This is a genomic window from Cupriavidus ulmosensis (assembly GCF_977008105.1).
Genome location: NZ_CDRMWP010000002.1, coordinates 216,304 through 235,556, shown reverse-complemented (window position 1 = coordinate 235,556; position 19,253 = coordinate 216,304). Strand labels below are relative to the sequence as shown.

Here is a 19,253-nt window from a genome sequence, read left to right as displayed (position 1 = left end):
TTACCTGGTGCGCTGCTGGTAGCGGATGGTGCCGTCCGGGCGGCGCTGCGGCACCACCGGGTTGCGCGAGTTGCACACGGGGCAACGGAACAGCAGGCCCTGGCCTTCATCCTTGATCGTCACATCCGCCTCTTCCCAGCGCATGCGGCACGATTGGTTCTGGCAAGTAAAAGACATCTTCATTCTCCGAGATAGGCGCGGATCGTAGCATGGCCGCGCGGTGCGCCGCGGCGGCATGCCGTGGCCCGCGCCGGCATGACGGCCCGGCGCGCGCGCCGATGCCGTGACGGCACGCGCGCGGCCAGCCCTTGCATTTGTTGACATTACCCGCGCGCGGCGCGCCTAGAATCCAGCGCTATTCACCACAGGCACGCCGATGCGATCCGAACGAACCAAGCTGCTTGGCTATATCGCGCTATGCATGGTGGCGTTCGCGCTGCTCACCGTGCTGTGCGTCACCTTGCAGGAAGACAACGAACAGCGCGCCGCGCGCAAGATCCGGCAGATGGACAGCCGCGCGGCCGCGCAGGCAGCGCCCGGGCAGGAGCCGAGCAGCACGCACGCGGCGCGCTGAGCGTGGCCGCGCCGTGCCGCTCAGCACGGCAGCACGATGGTAAACGTCGCCCCCTTCCCCGCTTCGCTGGACAGGCGGATCTCGCCGCCGTGCCGCTCCACCACCGTCTTGACGAACACCAGCCCAAGGCCGCTGCCGGCGGGCGCGTTGCGCTCGTTGTCGCGCAGGCGCGCGAACGGCTGGAACAGGCGGCCCTGATCTTCCACCGCGATACCCCGGCCCTGGTCGGCCACGTCGATGGCCACGCCCTGCGGCACGCGGTACAGGCGTACCGTGACGGTGCTCTGCGGCGGGCTGAACTTGATGGCGTTGCTCACCAGGTTGGCGATCGCGCGCACCAGCAGCACGGGTTCGGCCGTGACCATCGGCTGTTCTTCCCCCATCTCCAGGCGCAGGTCGATGCGCGCGGCGCTGGCCAGCGCCCATAGCTCGTCGGTGGCGTCGAGCACCACGCCGGCGAGATCGACTTCGATAAAGTTCAGGTGCGGCGCCTCGGCGCGGGCCAGGCGGATGAAGTCGTCGGCCAGCTCCAGCGTGCGGCTGGCGTAGTCGCCGATGCGGGCCAGCAGCGCGGCCTGCGGCAGCGCGCGGCTTTCTTCGCGCTGCAGTTCGATCAGCGCGAGGATGGAGGCTTGCGGCGAGCGCATGTCGTGCGAGATGAAGCGCAGCGATTCCTCGCGCCGGCGCTCGGCCATGCGCACCTGGGTGATGTCGATCACGCTGATGATGAGGCCGGCCACGCCGCCGGTGTCGCTGCGCAGCGGCGCGCCGCGCAGCAGCATGGGGCGCTGGTCGCGCCCTTCCAGCTCCACGCCGGGCGGCGCCTGCGCGCTGTCGCCGCCGGCGTGGGCGCGCCGCAGCTGCTCCCAATATTCGTGGCCGGCCTTGGGCTGGACGAACACCTCGTCGACCAGCTCGCCGATGCGCGGGCGCGGCGCCGCCACGTCGGCCAGCGGCGCCAGCGTGCGCGGCGCCAGCAGCAGGCTGCGGCGGTTGGCCAGCAGCACGCGCCCGGCCGGGTCGCAGATCACGGTGGCCTCGGGCAGGCCTTCCAGCCCGTCGGCGAGGAACTGGCGCAGGTCGCGCAGGCGCGTGGTCATGCGGTAGACCGCCCGCATGCGGGTGTCGAGGTTGCGCCCGCGGCGGGGCTCGCCTTCGTCGGCGGGCATCGCCAGCAGGCCCGGCTCGGCCTCGAGCTGCGCCAGCTCGTCGGTGAGGAACTGCAGCGCGGCTTCCTGCCGGCGCCAGCTCCACAGCGGGTACAGCAGGCCGCAGCCCAGCACCGCGCTGACCGGCGCGAACCACAGGTGGGCCAGCACCACCAGCAGCAGGCTCGCGCCCAGCGTGCCGGCCAGCAGCGCCACCGTCACCACCAGCGCGTTGCGCGGCGTGAGCGCCAGCGCGGCCAGCGCCGCCAGCAGCACCGGCAGCAGCGTGCCGAGCCAGAACCACGGCGCCGGCAGCGCCACGATGGCGCTGTCGCGCTCGAGCGCGTGCATGGCGTTGGCGATGATCTCCACGCCGCTCATGCCGTGGCCGTCGCGCGAGACCGGCGTGGGATAGACGTCGCCCAGCCCGCTGGCGGTGGCGCCGATCAGCACCGCCTTGCCGCGGAACGTGTCCGGCGGCAGCTTGCCGCCGAGCACGTCGAGCACGGGGATCTGGCGAAACGTGCCGGGCGGCCCGGCGAACGGAATGCGCAGGCGGTAGCGGTGCAGCCAGCCGTCGGCGTCGGGCGCGCTGTCCTGGTGGTCGTGCCGGTAGCCCGACACCGGCCGCGGCGGACGGCCGAAGGCGACCATCGCCGCCGAGAAATGATCGAGCAGCTGGCCCGGCAGGCCTTCCTGCAGGAATACCTGGCGCGCGATGCCGTCGAGGTCCACGGCGATGTTGATGTGGCCCACCGCGCTGCCCAGGCCGGTCAGCGGATAGCGCACCTGCAGGCCGTCGCCGCCGGGCTCGGCCAGCGCGGGCAGCACCACGTTGCCGGCGCGCGCCATCGCCAGCGCCAGCGCGCGGTCGTCCGCGGGATGCTGCAGGTCCGGTTCGGAGAGGATCACGTCCACGCCGATCACGCGCGGCGCGCCGGCGGCGACGTGGTCGATCAGGTCGGCCAACACGTGGCGGCGCCACGGCCAGCGGCCGATCGCGGTGATGCCCGGATCGTCGATGGCGACGATGACGATGTCGTCGGCGGGCGCGTGGCGCTGGGCCACCACGGCGAGGTCGTAGACCGCCTTGTCGGCGCGCTCGCTCCAGCCCAGCAGCGCGCAGGCCGCCACCAGCAGCAGCACCGCCGCGCTCAGCAGCGCCCACTCCACCAGCGTGCGGCGCTGGTAGCCGGCCAGCAGGCGCATCGGCAGGCGCGCCAGCGCGCGGGCGCGCGCGGCGGCGCGGGCGATCCGCGCGATGCGGGCCTGCTCAGTCGGCACGGTCGAGCATGCGCCCGCCGGCGCCTACCGGCCGGCCTTGCGCGTCGCGCACGTACTGCTTCACCTCGATGCGCTGGGGTGCGGAGTAGTGCGGCCCGGCGGCGGCGCTCTCGCGCCCGACCCGCACGAAATAGGTGCCGCTGGCCGGGCGCGGCAGGCGCGCGTCGTTGGTGTCGCTGCGCACGTCGGCCACGATCTGCGTGAAGGCCGCATCGGCGGCCATCTGCAGGCGGTAGGCCTGCGCCGCGCCGGCCCCGGCGCCGGGCCAGGCGATGTGCAGCGTGTCGCCGCCGTCGTCGTCGAAGCTCGGCTGCGGCGGCGACGGCTCCTGCGTGAAGGCCACCGGCTCGCTCCACGGGCCCGGCTGGCCGGCGGCGTCGAGCGAGCGCACGCGCCACCACCAGCGGCCCGGCGCCAGCGGCAGGCTGGCCGACGGCGTGTCCGCGCGCGCGCGCACGACGCCCTGGCGGAAGTCGGCGTCGGCGGCCACCTCGTATTCGTATTGGGCGACGCCGGTGACTTCGGCCCAGCGCAGCGCGGCTTCCTCGCCGTAGGCGGTGCCGCCGCGCTCGGGCGCGAGCGTAAACGGCGCGGCCGGGTTGAGCCGCACCACCAGCGGCGCCACCGTGCCGGCGCCGCCGAGCCGCCGCGCGTCGAGCGCGCTCACGCCCAGGTACAGCGTGCCCTCGGGCAGGTCCTGCAGCGCGGCCTCGGCCGCGCCCACGGTCTGCGACGACAGCAGCTCGGTCTGGGCGGCATCGCGCGACACCACCACGCGGTAGGCGGCGGCGCTGGCGACCGGCGTCCAGGTGACGGTGGCGCTGCTGGCCAGCAGCGGCGACGGCAGCGGCGCCAGCGCCGGCGCGGGCAGCAGCGCGACCGGCCGCGCCAGCACGCCGGCGGCCGACACGCTGACGCCGTAGCCGGCCGCCACCGCGGCCCGCTGGCCGCGCCGGGCGCTGGCCTGCACGCGGCCTTCGAGCACCGCGCCCTGGCTGGCGCCGTCGTCGGTGCCGACGCGGAAATGCGTGCCGCGCACGCCCGTCACCAGCGACGGCGTGCGGATCTCGTAGCGCCCCACGCCGGTGCCGCGCGGCGCCACGCGGGAATCCACCTCGCCGCGGTCGATGCCGATCACGGTGTCGGTCAGCCCGGTGCGCGCGAACGCGCGCAGGCGGCGGACTTCCACCGCGCTCGCGGGCGGCACCGTGACGCGCGAGCCGTCGCCCAGCTCGATGGTGACGGTAGCGCCGGCTTCCGTCGCCAGGCGCGCGCCCTCGGCCAGCGTCATGCCGGCCTGCAGCGCGCGGCCGTCGGCGCGGGCCGTGCCGGTGACGAACACCACGCGCGCGCTGCCCGGCACGACCGGGATGCGCGCGAGCGGGATGCGCAGGCGCATGCCGGGCGGCAGGTGGTAGGGGTCCGCCACCTTGTTGAGGGCCTGCAGCTCGCGCCAGCCGCCGGGCGTGTCCATGAACTGCCCGGCCAGGCCGATGAGCGTGTCGCCCGGGCGCACCAGGTAAATGAAGTCCTGCCCGTCCGCGCCCGCGGCCTGCGCGGCCGCATCGCCGGGCCAGCCGGCGCCGAGCATGCCGATCAGGCCGGCCGCGCCCATCGTGCCCATTGCGCCGAGCACCGCGCGCAGGCGCGGATGCCGCGCGGCGCGGCCTGCCATGCCGCGCGCGCTGCCCGCGCCACGCGCTCCACCCATCCTGCCCATCCCGCCCATTCCGACCATCCCGCCCGTTCTGCTTGTCGCCATGTCGAACCGCTTCATAAACTCAGTCTTCCTGCTTGTCGCCATCTGCCGTGGCTTCGAAGCGATAGCCGTGCGAATACACGGAGGTCAGGCGCACGCCGTTCTCGGGCCGCAGCGCGAGCTTGATGCGCAGGCGCGAGATATGCGTGTCCAGCGTGCGCGAGCCCGCGCCGATGGCCCTGCCCCACACCGCCTGCTCGACCACCTCGCGCGAGAGCAGCCGGCCGAGGTTGCGGAACAGGAACAGCGCCAGATCGAATTCGCGCGGCGAGACCTCGGCGCGCACGCCGCCCACTTCCACCGTGCGCGCGGCCGGGTCGACCAGGTAGCTGCCCACGCGGATCAGGTCGCCGTCCTGCTGCGCCTGCGGATACGTGCGGCGCAGCAGCGCGCCCACGCGCGCCACCAGCTCGGCGCGGCGCACCGGCTTGATCATGTAGTCGTCGGCGCCCGCGCCGAGCCCGGCGACGATGTCCTCTTCCAGCGAGCGGCTGGTCAGGAACAGGATGGGCGGGTTGCGCCCGGAATTCTGGCGCACCCAGGTGACCACCTCGAAACCGCTGGTGTCGGGCAGTTGCCAGTCCACCACCAGCAGGTCGAACGCCTTGTCGCGCAGGGCGCGCAGGAAGCTGCCACCGCTGGCGAAGCATTCGCACTCGTGGCCGGCCGAGACCAGGATCTGCTGGATCAGCTCGGCCTGGCTCTTGTCGTCTTCCACCGAAGCTATTCTCATACTTACCTCTTCATCGCGCCGCCCGCGCCCGCCGCCGCGCCACGCACCGGCACGGGCATGGGCACGACAGGCGGGCGTGGCAAGCAAGCGCAGGCGGGCGCTGGCGCGGCGCCCGCAAGCACGACAGCCCGGCGGGGGCCGGGCACGTGGGGAGAATGGTACCGAAAATCGGGCGGCGGCGCGCCGGTGCCGGCGCGCGGGGCGGCCCTGACCTGTCCTATTGCAGCATGTAGGTCTCGTATTCGAGCCGATCCAGCTTGCGGTCGAGCAGGTAGATCGCCAGCGCCACCACGACCAGCAGCGACACGGCGAAGCCGTAGCCGTACCAGGCCGGGCCAAGCTGCAGCGTAAGCGAGGTCAGCGCCACGTTGAGGATCACGAACAGCGCGGTCAGCAGCAGCACCTCGCGGCGGCGGTCCAGGTAGAAGTAGATGTTCAGCACGCCCAGCAGCACCACCTGGAGACTGGCGCCGATCACATCCACGTACAGCAGCGGCAGGTACAGCTCGGAGATGCCCAGCAGCGCCAGGATGTAGCGCCCCACCACGAACAGCAGCAGCGCGGCGATGGCCTGCACCTTGACGATCTCGTACAGCCCCAGGCGGATGGTCTGCACCATCGTGTTGCGCATGTCCTCGACGTGCTCGAGCGAGCTGCCGCCGCGCACGGCGTTGTAGAACGCATCGTAGTACTCGACGAAATCGGTCTCGATGCGCACCAGGAACACCGCCATGCCGGGAATGATCGCCAGGTAGGCCAGGAACACCGGGATGTCGTAGATGATCGATGCGTGCAGCGGCCCGATCACCTGCTGGCCGGTGGACGGCGCGTACCAGAACATGAACTTGTCGAGCCAGATGCCGAGGTTGTACAGCAGGCCGATGAGCATCAGGCTCGGGTAGGCGTAGCGGCGCTGGAACACCTCGAACGACATGAAGCGCTGGCTGGTGTAGTTGCGGTAGATCAGCACCACCATCGCCGTGAGCAGGCTCAGCTGGCCCGCCACGAAGCCGGACAGCAGCCCTTCCAGGCCGAAGCCGCGCAGCGCCAGCGCGGCCACCACCGTGAAGGTGTAGCCGATCAGGAAGGTCCACACGATGGCCTTGTACTGCTTCATCCCCGACAGGAAGATCACCGCGATCCAGATGTTGCTCATGACCACGAAGCCCGCGATCATCAGCAGCCGGTACAGCACCGACTGCGCCTGGAACGAGAACAGCGCGAAACCGATGCCGATCGCGCCGGACAGCACCGTCACCAGCAGCGCCACGGCGTGGAAGTTCGACAGCACGAGGTGGTCGCGCTTCTCGAACAGGCGGTCCGAGGTGAAGCGCGTGAAGGCAAGCTGCATCGGCCCGGTCAATATCAGGCTGACCGCGATCAGGTAGGTCACCGACACCTGGAACTGCGTCACCAGGCTGCCCGGCACCACGAACGGCAGGCTCAGCACGCCGATCAGCAGGATGCCGACGATCGACAGCACCCACGGGCCGGAACTGATGATGCCGGCATAGGCATAGGCGCCGAGCATGCCCGACAGGCTGTCCCGCCGCAGCATCTTGCGCAGCTCGAAACCGATCCCCGCCATCTCAGCGACCTCCCTTCATGGGGCAGCCCGCGGCCTGGGCGGCCTTGGCCGGCGAGGCGCCCGCCGGCGCCTGCGCGCCGGACTGCGCCATCAGGCGCGTGTACAGCTCGCGGTAGCTGCCCACCATCATTTCCTGCGTGTAGTAGCGCTCGACGCGGCGGATGCCGGCCTGCTGCGCGGCGTGCCAGGCCTCGGGCGAGCCCAGCAGGTCGAGGGCCTTCTGCGCCAGCGCGGCCGGGTCGGCGATGCGCACCACGTCGCCCGCCGCGCCCAGCGCGGCGTCCTCGCCGGGCAGGCCGAAGATCAGCTGGCGGCACGAGCCCACGTCGGTGGTCACGCACGGCACGCCGGCGGCGAAGCCTTCGAGCACCACCAGCGGCAGCGCCTCGGAGATCGAGCTCAGCACCAGCACGCCCACCTTGGGCAGCAGGTCGTCGATGCGCTGGAAGCCGAGGAACTTGACGCGCTCGCCCAGCCCCAGGCTCTCGGCCAGGCTGCGGCATTCGCGCGCGTATTCCGGGTCCTCGTCCTCGGGGCCGGCGATCCAGCCTTCGGCGTCCGGGTACTGGCGCACCACCGTGAGCATGGCGCGGATGAAGGTCTTGATGTCCTTGATCGGCACCACCCGCCCGATCAGGCACAGCACCGGCGGCACGCCCGGCGCGCGTTTCGCGCGCAGCGCGGACAGGCGCGGCAGGTTGATGCCGTTGGGGATGTTGCGCGTGCGCTCGGCGGCAGCGCCGTCGGTCACCTGGCGCAGGCGGTTGCCTTCGTACAGCGCCACGATGGTGTCGCCCGCGTCATAGCACACGCGGCCGAGCGTCTCGAAGAAGCGCACCCACAGTTCGCGGAAATAGCTGATCTGCGAGATGTCGCGCTCGAACACGTTGCGGTTGTCGCGGATCCACTGGCTCTGGAACAGGTCGATCTTGCGTTCCTTGGTGTAGATGCCGTGCTCGGACACCAGCAGCGGGCGCCCGGTCTGGTAATGCAGCATGGCGCCGAGAAAGCCGGCATAGCCGGTCGACACCGTGTGGTAGACCTTGGCCGGCAGCAGGTTGCCGGCGATGCGCGCAAGCTGCCACAGCGGCTTGTGCATGATGCGCACCGTCCAGAAATAGTCCGTAAACGACGGATCCGTGCAGTACTGGCGGTACTGGTCGGTGATGGTCTGCCAGGCGTGGCGGCTGTACAGGAAGGCGTCCTCGGAGAGGCTGCCGTCGTCGTCGAGCTCGGGCATCAGCTCGCGGATCAGCTCGCCGGCCTCGGCCTCGCGCCCGGGCTCGCGCAGCACCTCGTGCAGGCGCGCCGAGGCGGCGAAGGTGATCGGGTCGCCCTCGCTGCCGTGCACCAGCGGCGGCGGCGCGAAGTCGTAGAGGAAATGGGTCTCCAGATGCACGACGTTGTCGGGCAGCGCATAGACCATGCCGCCGTAGTCTTCGCGGCGGCTGCCGATGAAGACGATGCCGAAGCGGATCTCCGGGAAGGCGCGGATCATCTGGTTGACCCAGCTCGACACCCCGCCGCTCACGTAGGGAAAGGTCCCTTCGAGCAGCAGGCAGACGTCGGCCGAGTCGGCGCGGGGCAGGGAGGTATCGCTCATGATCGCCAGTAACGCAGCATGGGCCGCACCAGGGGCAGCGGCGATGGACTGTCGAACGACAGCAGGATGGCGCGCACCGCGGCGTAGTCGCGCTCCAGGTAGGCGGCTTCGGCCAGCAGCGGCAGCGTGCGCTCGCGCGCGAAGCCGAGACGCTCGGCGCGCTCCAGCCATTCGCGCGCCTGCGCGGGCTCGTTGCGGTTCAGCGCCAGGCGGCCGCGCATGTACCACAGGCCGGGCTGGCCGGCGTCCGCCTCCAGCGCGGCGCGGGCGTGATGCTCGACCTGGTCGGCGGTGTAGCGGTAGACGTCGCCCTGCACCAGGTTCTGGTAGATCAGTTCCCAGTACAGGTCGGCCAGGCGCTTGTGGATCTCGGCGCGCTCGGCGTCGTCGCGCGCTTCGTCCAGGCGCGGCAGCTCGGCCAGGATGCGCTGCGTGAGCTGCTTCTCGGCGCCGTCGAGCATGCCGTAGGCCAGCAGCCGCACGTCGTCGGCGCTGTCGGCCAGCAGGTCGCGCAGCACCGGGCTGGAAGTGCGCGCCGGCATCGACTGCATGGCCACCAGCGCGGTCATGCGCTCGGGCAGCGGCGCGCGCGTGTTGCCGAGCTGCGCGCGCAGGCGGGCGCCGCCGCCGTGCGTGACGCGCGAGATCAGGTGGGTCACGAACACCGGCAGGCCGACCATGCCGATGCCGCCCGCGGCGCGGCGCGCCGGCAGCAGGCGCGCGATCAGCAGGCTGCCCGCGCAGACGATGCTGCCGGCCAGCGGCACCAGGAAGCAGAACGCGAACAGGTAGCCGTAGGTCCACGCGAACGGCACGCGGAAGCGCCGCGGCAGCAGCCGCCACAGCACCATCGCGATCATGGCGGCGGACAGCGCCTGCGCGCCCAGGAAGGCGAGCAGCAGCGCGCTGCTGTTGCCCGCGCGCGCAAGCAGCGCCAGGGCGGCGATTTGCGCGGCGATGCCGCCGATGCCGAGCTTACCCACGGCCGGCCTCGCTCAGCGCGATCGGCACCGGCACCGGCGCCGGCTGCACGTCCACGTGGCAGCGGTGCAGCAGCCGCACCAGCGGCTCCACCGGCGCGCTGGCGGGCACCGCCAGCGTATGCACGCCGATGCGCGCGGCCTCGAAGTCGGTGCCGAACTGGGCGCGCAGCATGTCCTCGATGCGCACCAGGTAGGCCGAGGCCGCCTCGCTGCCGGACAGCGGCATCAGCGTGAGCAGCGCGCGCTGGTGCGCGCTGGTCAGCGGCCACGCCACGTCGAGCGCGCGGCGGCTGCGGATGACCTGCTCGAACAGCGCGTCGCGCGATTCGTCCAGGTCGAACACCAGCGCCACCACCGTGCTTTCGATGCCGCTGTCGCGGCGCAGGCGCGACAGGCGCGCGTAGTCCAGCGCGAAATCGTACGGCACGCCCGGGATCGCGGCCTCGATGGCGCGCGTGGAGGCGGCATGCTCGATGCCGTCGGCGTAATAACCCATCAGCACCATGAGCAGCTGCAGGTTCTCATAGTTGAGCGACAGGAACGGCATGCGCTCGACCACCAGCAGGCCGACCAGCTTGTCGGCGCCGGACAGCACGGGCGCGACCGCCAGGTAGCGCGTGGGCGGATGGTCGGGCACGTGGCCCGCCGGGCCGCTGGTCTGCAGGTGCGCGAGCTGGCGCGTCTCCAGGCAGTGGCGCACCAGCGCGTCGTCGGCATCGAACTCGAAGTTCGGGCCGATCCGCGCCGACGCCTCGCCGGCCACGGTGTCGCCATGCACCGCGTAGAGCGCGGCCGCCTCGAGCTGGCAGGCCTGCGCCACCACCGGCAGCATCGCGCGCGCGCCGACCAGTTCGCCGCCGGCGGCGCTGCCGTTCTCGAGCGACACCGCGCGCATCTGCGAGAGCGTGTCGCGCAGCGTGGTGGGCTTGGCCAGCAGGTCGTTTTCCAGCCGCGCGTGCGACACGCGCAGCAGGTAGTGGTTCTTGGTGAGCGCGGCCAGGCGTTCTTCCAGGTAGCGGTTGACCGCGCGCGCGCGCGCCAGCCGCGTGCCCCACACGTCGCCGAACTGGCCGGCCACCAGCACCATCAGCAGGCCGCCGAGGAAGAACAGGCGCGGAAACTCGCCCGGCTGCGCGCCGGTCTGGTGGAAGAAGAACCAGCCGCCGAGCATCATCAGCACGCTGCCCACGCCGATCAGCGTGCCGTAGCGCAGCGCCAGGATCATCGGCAGCAGCCAGGCCCAGGGAAAGCCCAGGCCGAGCAGCAGCGGATTGCCGGGCAGCACCAGATAGGCCAGCCCCATCGCCAGGATCATGGTCACCACCAGCTCGACCAGCGATACCGGTCCGCTCGTGGCCGGCGCGATCAGCCGCAGATAGCGGCCGCCCGCGCCAATGCCCTGTCCTTCCCGTATCTTGTCGGCTGTCTTGGCCACGATCACACCCTCCTCCGGCTCAACCCTGGCGCAGCGGCGCCAGCAGGCGGCGCAGCAGCTTCTGCGCCGTGCCGGACAGCGATTCGCGGCTCCAGCCGCTGTCGCTGCCGGTGGCGGACCACACCACTTCGCCGGTGCTCACGTCCAGCAGCTGCAGCGAGATGCCCACCGCCGGCTCGCCGTCCACGCCGACCTTGTAGCGCCATTCCTGCACCGCGCCGGTCAGCGCGTAGCGCAGCTTCTGCGTGCGCGCCCATTCCAGCGCCTTGCCCACCGATTCGCGCTCGGCCGGCTCGAACAGCGTTTCCGGATTCAGGCTGGCCGGATAGCGGCGCACGTTGGTGACGCCGCCGGTCTTGAGCAGGCTCTCGGCGATGGCCTCGGCGCGCAGGCCGGCCTGCGGCGTCTCGGTGTAGTTGACGATCGGCAGCACCGCCAGCGCTTCGCCGGCGGGCAGCGCGGGCGCGCGGCCCACGTCCGTGACCGCGCAGCCGGCCAGCCACAGGGCCGCGCCCAGCGCACCGCACCAGCCCAGCAGGCGTGCCGCGCGACGCGGCGTCTTGCTCGTTGTTTCCATGACGCTTCTCCCCTTCTCGATTGAATCCGATTTCATGCGATGGACCGGCACGCCGTGCCGGGCCGGATCAAAAAAGCCATTTGTAACGCACCCCCACTTCGGTCAGCGGCGTGCCGCCGTTGCGCGCGGCGGTTTCGTGCTGCAAGTACATGGACAGGTGATCGTTGCCGAGGACCGTGCCCGCGATGCCCAGTTGCGCGCGGAAGTTCTGCCCCGCGCGGGTGTCGTGCAGCAGGCCGAGCTCGGCGAACGGCCGCCACTTGTGCGTGTAGTCGTCGAGCAGCTCGGTGCCGAAGCCGAAGGTCACGCCGGCCTGCGTGAAGCCTTGCGGCATGTAGAACGCCGGCGTGGCTTCGTCGTCGGTGGGCACCAGCGTGGCCAGCTTGCCGCTGAGCGTGCCGCTGCGCGTGTTGTAGCGGGCATGGGTGCCCACCAGGCGCACGGTGTAGTCGGGGTAGGCGGTGCGGATGCGGTAGCCGAGCTCGAAGTCGTACACCATGCCGTTGCCCAGCGACGAGCCGTCCTGGCCGCGGAAGCGGTTGTACTCGACGCGCGCGCCGGCGAACTCGCGCAGGCTGAAGTTCCAGGTCGCGCCCAGGCCGAGCACGTCCTTGGCGCCGCCCACGCGCAGCGCGGCCGATTCGTCGGCGCTCTGGTTCAGGCCCGCCTCGGTGGTGAAGCTCAGGCGGCTGTCCTCGCGCCACTCGCCGGTGAAGCGCGCGGTGGTCATGCTGTCGAGGCCGTCGCGGCGCCCCACCGCGAGACGCCAGCGCTTGTGCTGGTCGCGGTAGCCCAGCGACAGCTCGCCGCGCTGGTCCGAGCCCGGCACGCCGGTGAGCTGGGTCTGGTCGGTGCTGTGCTGGCTGCGCCAGACGCCGCGCAGGTTGAGGTCGTAGCCGTCCCACAGGCGCACGCCGCCGGCCAGGCTGTAGTTGAAATAGGCCAGCGGGCTCTGGCGCTGGTAGGTCACGCGCGGCTCGATGGCCTGCGCGTTGAACAGCAGCGACTCCTGCACCGTTTCCTGCAGGCTGTCGTCGGTACGGGCGACGTCCTGCGTCTCGAAGGCCTGCGTCTGCGCCGCGCCGAGGCGGTCGAGCTGCATGTTGGCCTCGATCTGGTTGTCCACCGGCACGCGGCCGGCCTGGCGCTCCAGCACGCGGTCGAGCGCGTTCAGGTCGCCGCCGGCCAGCGCCAGCGTGACCTCGGCGTAGGCCGGGCGCAGCAACTGGCGCGCGTACTGGCGCGCCAGCCAGGCACGCGCGAGCGCGTTGGATTCGTTCGACAGCGCCCACGCCAGCGCCACTTCCCTGGCGGCGGCGGAGACCACCGCCTGCTGGCGCGCCTCGCGCTGCGCCATGTCCTGCGGCAGCTTGAGCGCCAGCGGCGGCAGGCCCGGGATCTCGCCCAGGCGCGACTTCGGCGCGACCGGGCCGGTCCAGTCGGCGGCGCGGCTGCCGGCCATCACGGTGCGGTCGGCGCGCAGCATCTCCATCACCAGCCGCCGCGAGACGTCGCCCGAGGCGAAGATCTGGCCCAGCGCCACGGTCTGGCGCTGCAGCTCGGCCGGGGCCGGGCCGCCTTGCTCGTCTTCTTCCTCGGCGGCCGGGCCGAACGCGCGCGGGTCGGAGGCGCGGCGGCCTTCCGGGGTCTTGTCGCTGTGCAGATCGATCCAGGCCTGGCGGCGCAGGCGCCAGCCGGTGTCGGTCTGGCCGATGGCGTCGTAGGCGTCGGCGGCCAGGCCCAGCCAGAGCGGGTCGGCGCTCTTGCCGCTGGCCATCTTGCGCAGGTAGTGCAGCGAGCCGCGGCCGTCCTGGAAGCGCATGCTGCCGGCGGCGAAGGCGCCCCACAGGTCGGGGTTGCCTTCGGCCTCGCCCTGCAGGCGCTGCATCATGGCGCGCACCTCGGTGTCGGAGCCCAGGTCCACCAGCGACCACATCAGCGCGGCCAGCGTCTCGCTGCCGGCGTCGGGCAGCGCGGCGGCGCGGCGCAGGTCGGCCAGCGCCCGCTCGCGCTCGCCGCGCGCGCGCAGGTACTCGGCGCGCATGGCGAGGAAGCGGCTGGCCTGCTCGGCCTGCCGCAGCTGCGCCGGCGTCATCGCCTGCAGCAGGCTGGCGACGCGGCCGTAGGCGCGCGCGCGGGTGTAGTAGTTGATGGCGAGCTCGAGCGACTCGAGCTTGCCGCCCTTGCGCCAGCCGGCTTCGGCGATGCGCCCGGCATCGATGGGCGAGCTGTCGTAGAAGTCGATCAGGTTGGAGAAGTCCGATTCCTCGGTGTCGCGCACCTCGGCCAGGCAGTCGTTGCGCCCGGCGCCGGGCGGCATCTTCAGGCAGTGGTCGTCGTGCGTCTCGGCCATCGCCAGCATCAGTTGCCGGTAGCCTTGCTCAAGCAGGTCGTCGCGCTGGTTCAGGCGCGCCAGCTCGGTCAGCGTGCGCCAGAACTCGATGTCGGCCGGGCCGGCTTTCTTCATCGACGGCACCATTGCCTGCAGCGCCTCGCGCAGCGCGCCGCGCACGTAGAGCAGGTTGGCCTGCTTGAGCGCGTATTGCGGGCGCGGGCCGAAGCGCGTCTGCAGCGCCGTGTACAGCTCGAAGGCGCGCGCGTCCTTGCCGGCGCGCTCGGCCAGCTCGGCCTGGCGCTCCATCGCCGGGCGCGCGTTGGGGCCCTGGCTGAGGCCCTGCAGGAACGCCATCGCGTCCTCGGGCTCGCCGAGCCGCTCGTAGGTGGCGACCACCTCGTCGATGGTGGCGAGGTCGCCGTTGCCGGCGCGGTGGCGCAGCGCGGCCAGGTAGGCGCGGTCGTCGTTGAGGGCCGGCGCCAGGCGCAGCACCGCCTTCCACGCGGCCTCGTCGTTGCTGGCCTGGGCGTATTCGAGCCAGCTCTGCAGCGCGACCGCGGGCTGGCGGTTCCATTCGGCCACCTGGGCCAGGCGCTCGCGCCAGCGCGCGGAGCCCGGCAGGCGCTTGACCGCGGTCTCGGCCACGCGCTGGGCATCGTTCAGCTTGCCGGCGGACAGGAACACCTGGAACGCGAGTTCGTAGTCGTCCGCGTTGAAGGCGCGGTCGGCCGCGGCGGGATCGGCGGCGGCGGCAGCGGCGGGCGCGGCGGCGGGCGCAGAAGCAGCGGCGGCGCCCGGCGTATCGGCCACGCGGCGCAGATGCGGCATGCCGTCCTCGCCCATCGCGCGGCGCAGCGCCAGCCCGCGCGGGCCGTCGAGGAACACCACGCCCTGCGCGGCCCACGGCTGCGTGGCGGCGATGCGCCGCACTTCGGCGCGCCGGAGCTCGGCGCGCGGCGCGGCCGGCAGGCCCTGCACGCTGGGTGGCTGGCGCAGCAGGCGCTCGACATAGCGCGCGGCCTGCTCGGGCCGGTTGGCGGCCAGCGCCAGCCGGGTCAGGTAGCGCAGGACTTCGGCGTTGTCGAGCAGCTTGCCGCCGCGCTGCTCGGCCTGGGCCAGCGCCTGGTCCAGCAGGTTGCCGGACTGCAGCGTCTTGAGGCCGGCCAGGAACAGCCGGCGCTGCTCGGCCGGGTCGGTGGCGCGCGCCTGCGCGCTGAACAGCGCTTCGGCGGCCTGCTGGTAGTCGCCGCCGGCCAGCGCGGCCGAGGCGGCCTGCGCGTTCCACAGCTCGGCGCGGGCCGGGTCGCTCTTGGCCAGCGCGCGGTAGAACGCCTGCGCCGGCTTGAGCGCGTTGACCGCGCGCGCGGTGGTGGCGAGGTCTTCGAGGTCGCCGCGCGACCACGGCATCGGCACGGCCTGGTCGAGCAGGCCGGCGAGGCGGTCCACGTACAGCTTGCGCTCGGGCGTGTCCGGCTGCGCGGCGAACGCGCGCTGCTGCATGATCTCGATGCGGGTGCGCAGCACTTGGCCGGGCAGGTCGGCGTCGGCGGGGTTGCGCACCGGGCCCTGGCGCGCCGCGTTGTAGCGCGCCTCGAGGCGGCCGAGCATGCTTTCGGCCTCGTCCAGGCGGCCGGTGCGCGCGTACTGCTCGGCCAGCACGGCCATGAAGCCGCTGTCGTCGGGCGAGGCGCGCCACCAGGCTTCCAGGTAGGCCATGCTCAGCCCGTCGACCGCGCGGCCTTCGCCGAGCAGGCGCTCGCGCAGGGTCTCGCGCGGGAACATCAGCGCCAGGCCGATCCCCACCATCGCGGTGAAGGTCAGCACGAACGCAGGCGGCAGCAGCCGCTCGCGCTCAGGCCGCGCAGGTGATTTCGACGCTTTGCTTGGCATTGTTCGGATCGGGAACGGGAGTGGTATCGATACGCAGCGTGCCGCGCTCGCGCACGCCCTGTACCGCCTTGCCATCGATGGCGACCCGGCAGCGCTCGGCGCCGGCGAGACGGAAGAAGGGCTTGGTGTAGCCGCTGAACTCGAAGCGGATGTGCTGCGCGCCGTCCTGGACGCCGCGCTGCCAGCCGCGCACGAAGCCGCTGGCCTCGACGATCTGCGGCACCGCCGGCGCCTGGGCCGCGCCGTCGCGCATCACGATGCGCGAGTCGCCATCGGCCAGGTGCACGTAGACGCCGCCGCCGGGCGCCGGCGAGGTGCCGGTCACGTTCAGCGAGGCGGCCACGTCGGGCACGCCGGCGCCGGTCCAGCGCACGTTGCGCAGGTTGCCGTCGCCGCGCACGATCCAGGCGCCGGGCTGGCCGCCGCTGTCGCCGCCGACCTCGCGCGCCACTGCCATGCCTTGCCAGTCGATCACCTTGCGCACGTAGTCGCTGGCGTGCACCGGCATCAGCGGCTGGCTCAGCACGTAGTCGTAGACCTTGTGCAGCGCCTTGAGCGAGGCGGCCTTGGTGCCGGAATAATTGTGGTAGTAGATGTTGACCGACTTGAAGCGGTACGGCCGGTCGGTCAGCTCGTAGGTCTCGATCACGCGCTCGAAGCCGTAGAACGGGCCGTGCCACAGATTGGTGTAGATGTTCTCGTTCTGGTTGGGCGCGAACACCTGGAAGGTGTCGTCGCCCTTGTTCACGCCGAGCGGCGAGATCGCGGTCCAGGTCGGGTTGCTGCGCGTGATGAGCGTGTCGCCGCCGTTCATGTTGAGCACGCCGGCCTGGTTGGCCAGCTTGATGGCTTCGGCCGGCGCCTGGCAGTCGCCCGACCACAGCAGCATGCTGACCGGCTTGTTGGCGGGCGCCAGCGTGCGGTTGATGTAGTCGATCGAGCCGCCGATCTCGCGCCGCAGGTCCATCTGGTAGCCGGGAATGGCGAGGTGGTAATCGTCGTCGCCTTCGGTCGGGTTCTGCGCGTGCGTGCCGTTGGGCACGGTGCGGCCCCAGTCGAACGGGTGCGAGAAGGTGTGGCTGGCCACCTCCACGTAGGGCTGCGCGAAGACCTTGCGCGCGATCGGCTCGAGCTGCGCGGTCAGCTTGGGGTACATGCCGTCGCTGGAGACCTCGCCCTGGATGATGGACATCGTCATCGGCAGGCGGTAGTGGTCCCAGATCTCGCGGAACAGCACCTCGCCGGAGAAGCCGCCGCCGGGGATCTCGGCGCGCGAGGCGAAGCCGTCGCCGTCGACGTGGATGGTCAGCAGGCGGCGCCCGTTCTCGGTGGTCACGTCCGGCACCGGCATGGACGGCAGGCGCAGCGCGGCGCGCAGGAAGTCCAGCGGCTGCACCACCCAGCGGTCCTGGTCGTTGACGCTCTGGCGCACCGCGTACGGGCCCATCACGTAGCCGCCCCAGGGCGTGATCGCGGCCGCGTCGTAGGTCAGCGTGCCCGAGCGCAGGCGCAGCAGCGAGCGGAAGCCCGGGCCGGTGCCCACCTGCACGGGGGCGGCCCGGGTGCGGTCCGGCGCCACCGGCATCTCGAAGCCCATCATCGGGTCCTTCGACACGATCTCGGCGGTCTTGCCGATCTTGCCCTTGACCGCCTCGAGCTGCAGCGACGACGCCAGCGAGCCGCCGATGCGCGCGCCGAAATCGTTCAGGAACGCCACCGGGATGCCCTGGCCGATGTTGCGCTGGACCCAGCTGAACAGGCGGCCCGGCTCGGCGCGCACGTTGCCGTCCATCCACACCACCACGCCGGCGTAGCGGTCCGGGCCGATCTCCGGCAGCGGCTCGCTGGCCTCGGCGAAGTCGACGCGGTAGCCGAGGTAGTTCAGCGGCATGGAGACGAAGCGCACGCCGGCGGAATCGTCGATCGACACGCCGGGCTCGCGGTCCTGCACCACCAGCACGCGGCGCGGCATGACCTCGATGCTGCCGATGCCGACCGTCTGCAGGCCAGGATCGGCCACATAAGGAATGATGTCCTGCGCGCGGATGCGCGCCGCGGTGTCGCGCGCGCACTGGCGCTCGGCCGGCGGGCAGTAGTCGATCGAGATCACCGGCAGGCGGTACTGCTCGCGGATGGTGCGGGCCTGGCCGAGCAGCCACGCGCGGTCGGCGTCGCTGACTTCGGTGTAGCGCTTGTTGCCCTGGTCCCAGCCGCGGTACAGCGATTCGAACGCGACCGCGTAGGCGAGCTGGTTGACCTGCGGCAGGATCTCGAAGCCGCGGTTGAAAATCAGCCGGGCGTCCGGGTAGCGCGCCTTGATGGCGCGGATCACGGCGACCATGCCGGCTTCCTGCCGCGCGCGCTCGGCGTCGGTCTTGGCCACCAGCTGGTAGGAATCGAGCGTGTCGAGGAAGAAGCCGCGATAGCCGCGCTCCCACAGCGGCGCGATCACCTTGTCGACGTAGAAGGCGGGCCAGCCCGGCGCGGCCTGGTCGACCACGCGGGCGCCCCAGGCATCGTTGTTGCCGGTCAGCCAGGCCTTGGGCATGTCCTTGAGGTAGGGGCGCGACGGCTCGACCTCGCCCACGCTGACGTAGGCGAACCAGGCGGTCTTCGGCGTGGCGGCGCGGCGCGGATCGAAGCCGCTGTCGGGCTCGACCACGGCGATGTCGAATGCCTGCAAGGCATCCACGGGAGGCTTGCTGCCGTAGTGGAAGGCGATGTTGGGCGGACGCACGCCGGCCGGTGCGGGCGCCTGCGCCTGCGCCGGGCAGCACCAGGCGGCAAGCAGCGCCAGCAATGAGGCCAGCAGCGGCGCCAGCAACGCACCCAGCCTGACCCTGGTCATGATCGTATCCCGGCGGCCTCTTCGCACGGCCGGCACACGACGCAGGACGCCGTCCAATCGCAACAATTTCACTTGTTGGCCCCTTTTTTTTTGGCTTTTTTATTCCCGTCCTGGAGCCGCTCGCCTCGTCTGCTCTGAGCGCCGCGCTGCGGCGCCGGAAAGGCGATGCGTTCCAGGCATGGCTTGCTTACGTCTACTGCGCCCGCGCTGTCCGGCGTCGGCCGGTCAGTCCCTTTCGCGGTCATACCGAAGTGCAGATTTAAGCACTACGGTCGCAAATTCTGAGGCATGCCGATGGTCATGCCTATAAGCATTTCGGACTAGGGATTTCGCACGATGGGCGAATGCAGTCCCTTGTCACATCCGGCGACGATTCCGTGCGCGCGGCCGCAATCCGTTGATGGAACAGGGCATGCCGGCATCCGGCGCCTGTCTCCCGAGGTCGGCGATAGCGACTTTCGCATCACCGTGCCGTGTCGATACTTTCTGCATTTTT

Annotated in this window: 12 protein-coding genes; 1 reads left to right on the top strand and 11 read right to left on the bottom strand. The window is 71.7% G+C overall.

Going from position 1 to position 19,253, the window contains the following annotated elements:
- The gene (locus ACWTPI_RS21000; RefSeq protein WP_196812910.1) at window positions 1-177 is read right to left on the bottom strand and encodes a hypothetical protein; all 177 of its coding nucleotides are present in this window, start codon (window positions 175-177) and stop codon (window positions 1-3) included.
- 199 nt (window positions 178-376) lie between these two features.
- On the opposite strand from ACWTPI_RS21000, the gene ACWTPI_RS20995 reads away from it, so the two are divergent.
- A complete protein-coding gene (locus tag ACWTPI_RS20995) occupies window positions 377-574 on the top strand; it encodes a hypothetical protein (RefSeq protein WP_020204676.1) in 198 nt (65 codons plus the stop codon).
- Between the two features lie 20 nt (window positions 575-594).
- Here the strand turns inward: ACWTPI_RS20995 and ACWTPI_RS20990 are convergent, their stop codons facing one another.
- The 10 genes from ACWTPI_RS20990 to ACWTPI_RS20945 all read right to left on the bottom strand — a co-directional run bounded on the left by ACWTPI_RS20990 (window position 595) and on the right by ACWTPI_RS20945 (window position 18,757).
- Window positions 595-3,006: a CHASE2 domain-containing protein gene (locus tag ACWTPI_RS20990; RefSeq protein WP_454732607.1), complete on the bottom strand. Its 2,412-nt coding sequence runs from the start codon at window positions 3,004-3,006 to the stop codon at window positions 595-597.
- Window positions 2,996-4,681, bottom strand: coding sequence for a FecR domain-containing protein (locus tag ACWTPI_RS20985; protein WP_454732606.1), 1,686 nt, complete (start codon window positions 4,679-4,681; stop codon window positions 2,996-2,998). Before ACWTPI_RS20985 ends, ACWTPI_RS20990 begins: the two co-directional genes overlap by 11 nt.
- Window positions 4,682-4,787: 106 nt before the next feature.
- Window positions 4,788-5,498, bottom strand: a complete 711-nt coding sequence (locus ACWTPI_RS20980) for a response regulator transcription factor (protein ID WP_029043948.1) — start codon at window positions 5,496-5,498, stop codon at window positions 4,788-4,790.
- Between the two features lie 217 nt (window positions 5,499-5,715).
- Window positions 5,716-7,086 (bottom strand): exopolysaccharide Pel transporter PelG, encoded by a 1,371-nt coding sequence (gene pelG, locus ACWTPI_RS20975; protein WP_020204680.1) that lies wholly within the window; start codon window positions 7,084-7,086, stop codon window positions 5,716-5,718.
- Window position 7,087: 1 nt separating this feature from the next.
- Window positions 7,088-8,689, bottom strand: a complete 1,602-nt coding sequence (gene pelF, locus ACWTPI_RS20970) for a GT4 family glycosyltransferase PelF (protein ID WP_454732605.1) — start codon at window positions 8,687-8,689, stop codon at window positions 7,088-7,090.
- Window positions 8,686-9,672: a tetratricopeptide repeat protein gene (locus ACWTPI_RS20965; protein WP_020204682.1), complete on the bottom strand. Its 987-nt coding sequence runs from the start codon at window positions 9,670-9,672 to the stop codon at window positions 8,686-8,688. The genes pelF and ACWTPI_RS20965 overlap by 4 nt, the downstream gene beginning before the upstream one ends.
- Window positions 9,665-11,113, bottom strand: a complete 1,449-nt coding sequence (locus ACWTPI_RS20960) for a PelD GGDEF domain-containing protein (RefSeq protein WP_059412124.1) — start codon at window positions 11,111-11,113, stop codon at window positions 9,665-9,667. Before ACWTPI_RS20960 ends, ACWTPI_RS20965 begins: the two co-directional genes overlap by 8 nt.
- A 13-nt stretch (window positions 11,114-11,126) precedes the next feature.
- Entirely contained in the window at window positions 11,127-11,684 is a 558-nt protein-coding gene (locus ACWTPI_RS20955) for a penicillin-binding protein activator LpoB (protein WP_454732604.1), read from the bottom strand.
- Between the two features lie 67 nt (window positions 11,685-11,751).
- Window positions 11,752-15,909, bottom strand: coding sequence for a tetratricopeptide repeat protein (locus ACWTPI_RS20950; protein ID WP_454732603.1), 4,158 nt, complete (start codon window positions 15,907-15,909; stop codon window positions 11,752-11,754).
- Window positions 15,872-18,757 (bottom strand): bifunctional glycoside hydrolase 114/ polysaccharide deacetylase family protein, encoded by a 2,886-nt coding sequence (locus tag ACWTPI_RS20945; RefSeq protein WP_454732602.1) that lies wholly within the window; start codon window positions 18,755-18,757, stop codon window positions 15,872-15,874. The genes ACWTPI_RS20950 and ACWTPI_RS20945 overlap by 38 nt, the downstream gene beginning before the upstream one ends.
- Window positions 18,758-19,253: the final 496 nt, after the last annotated feature.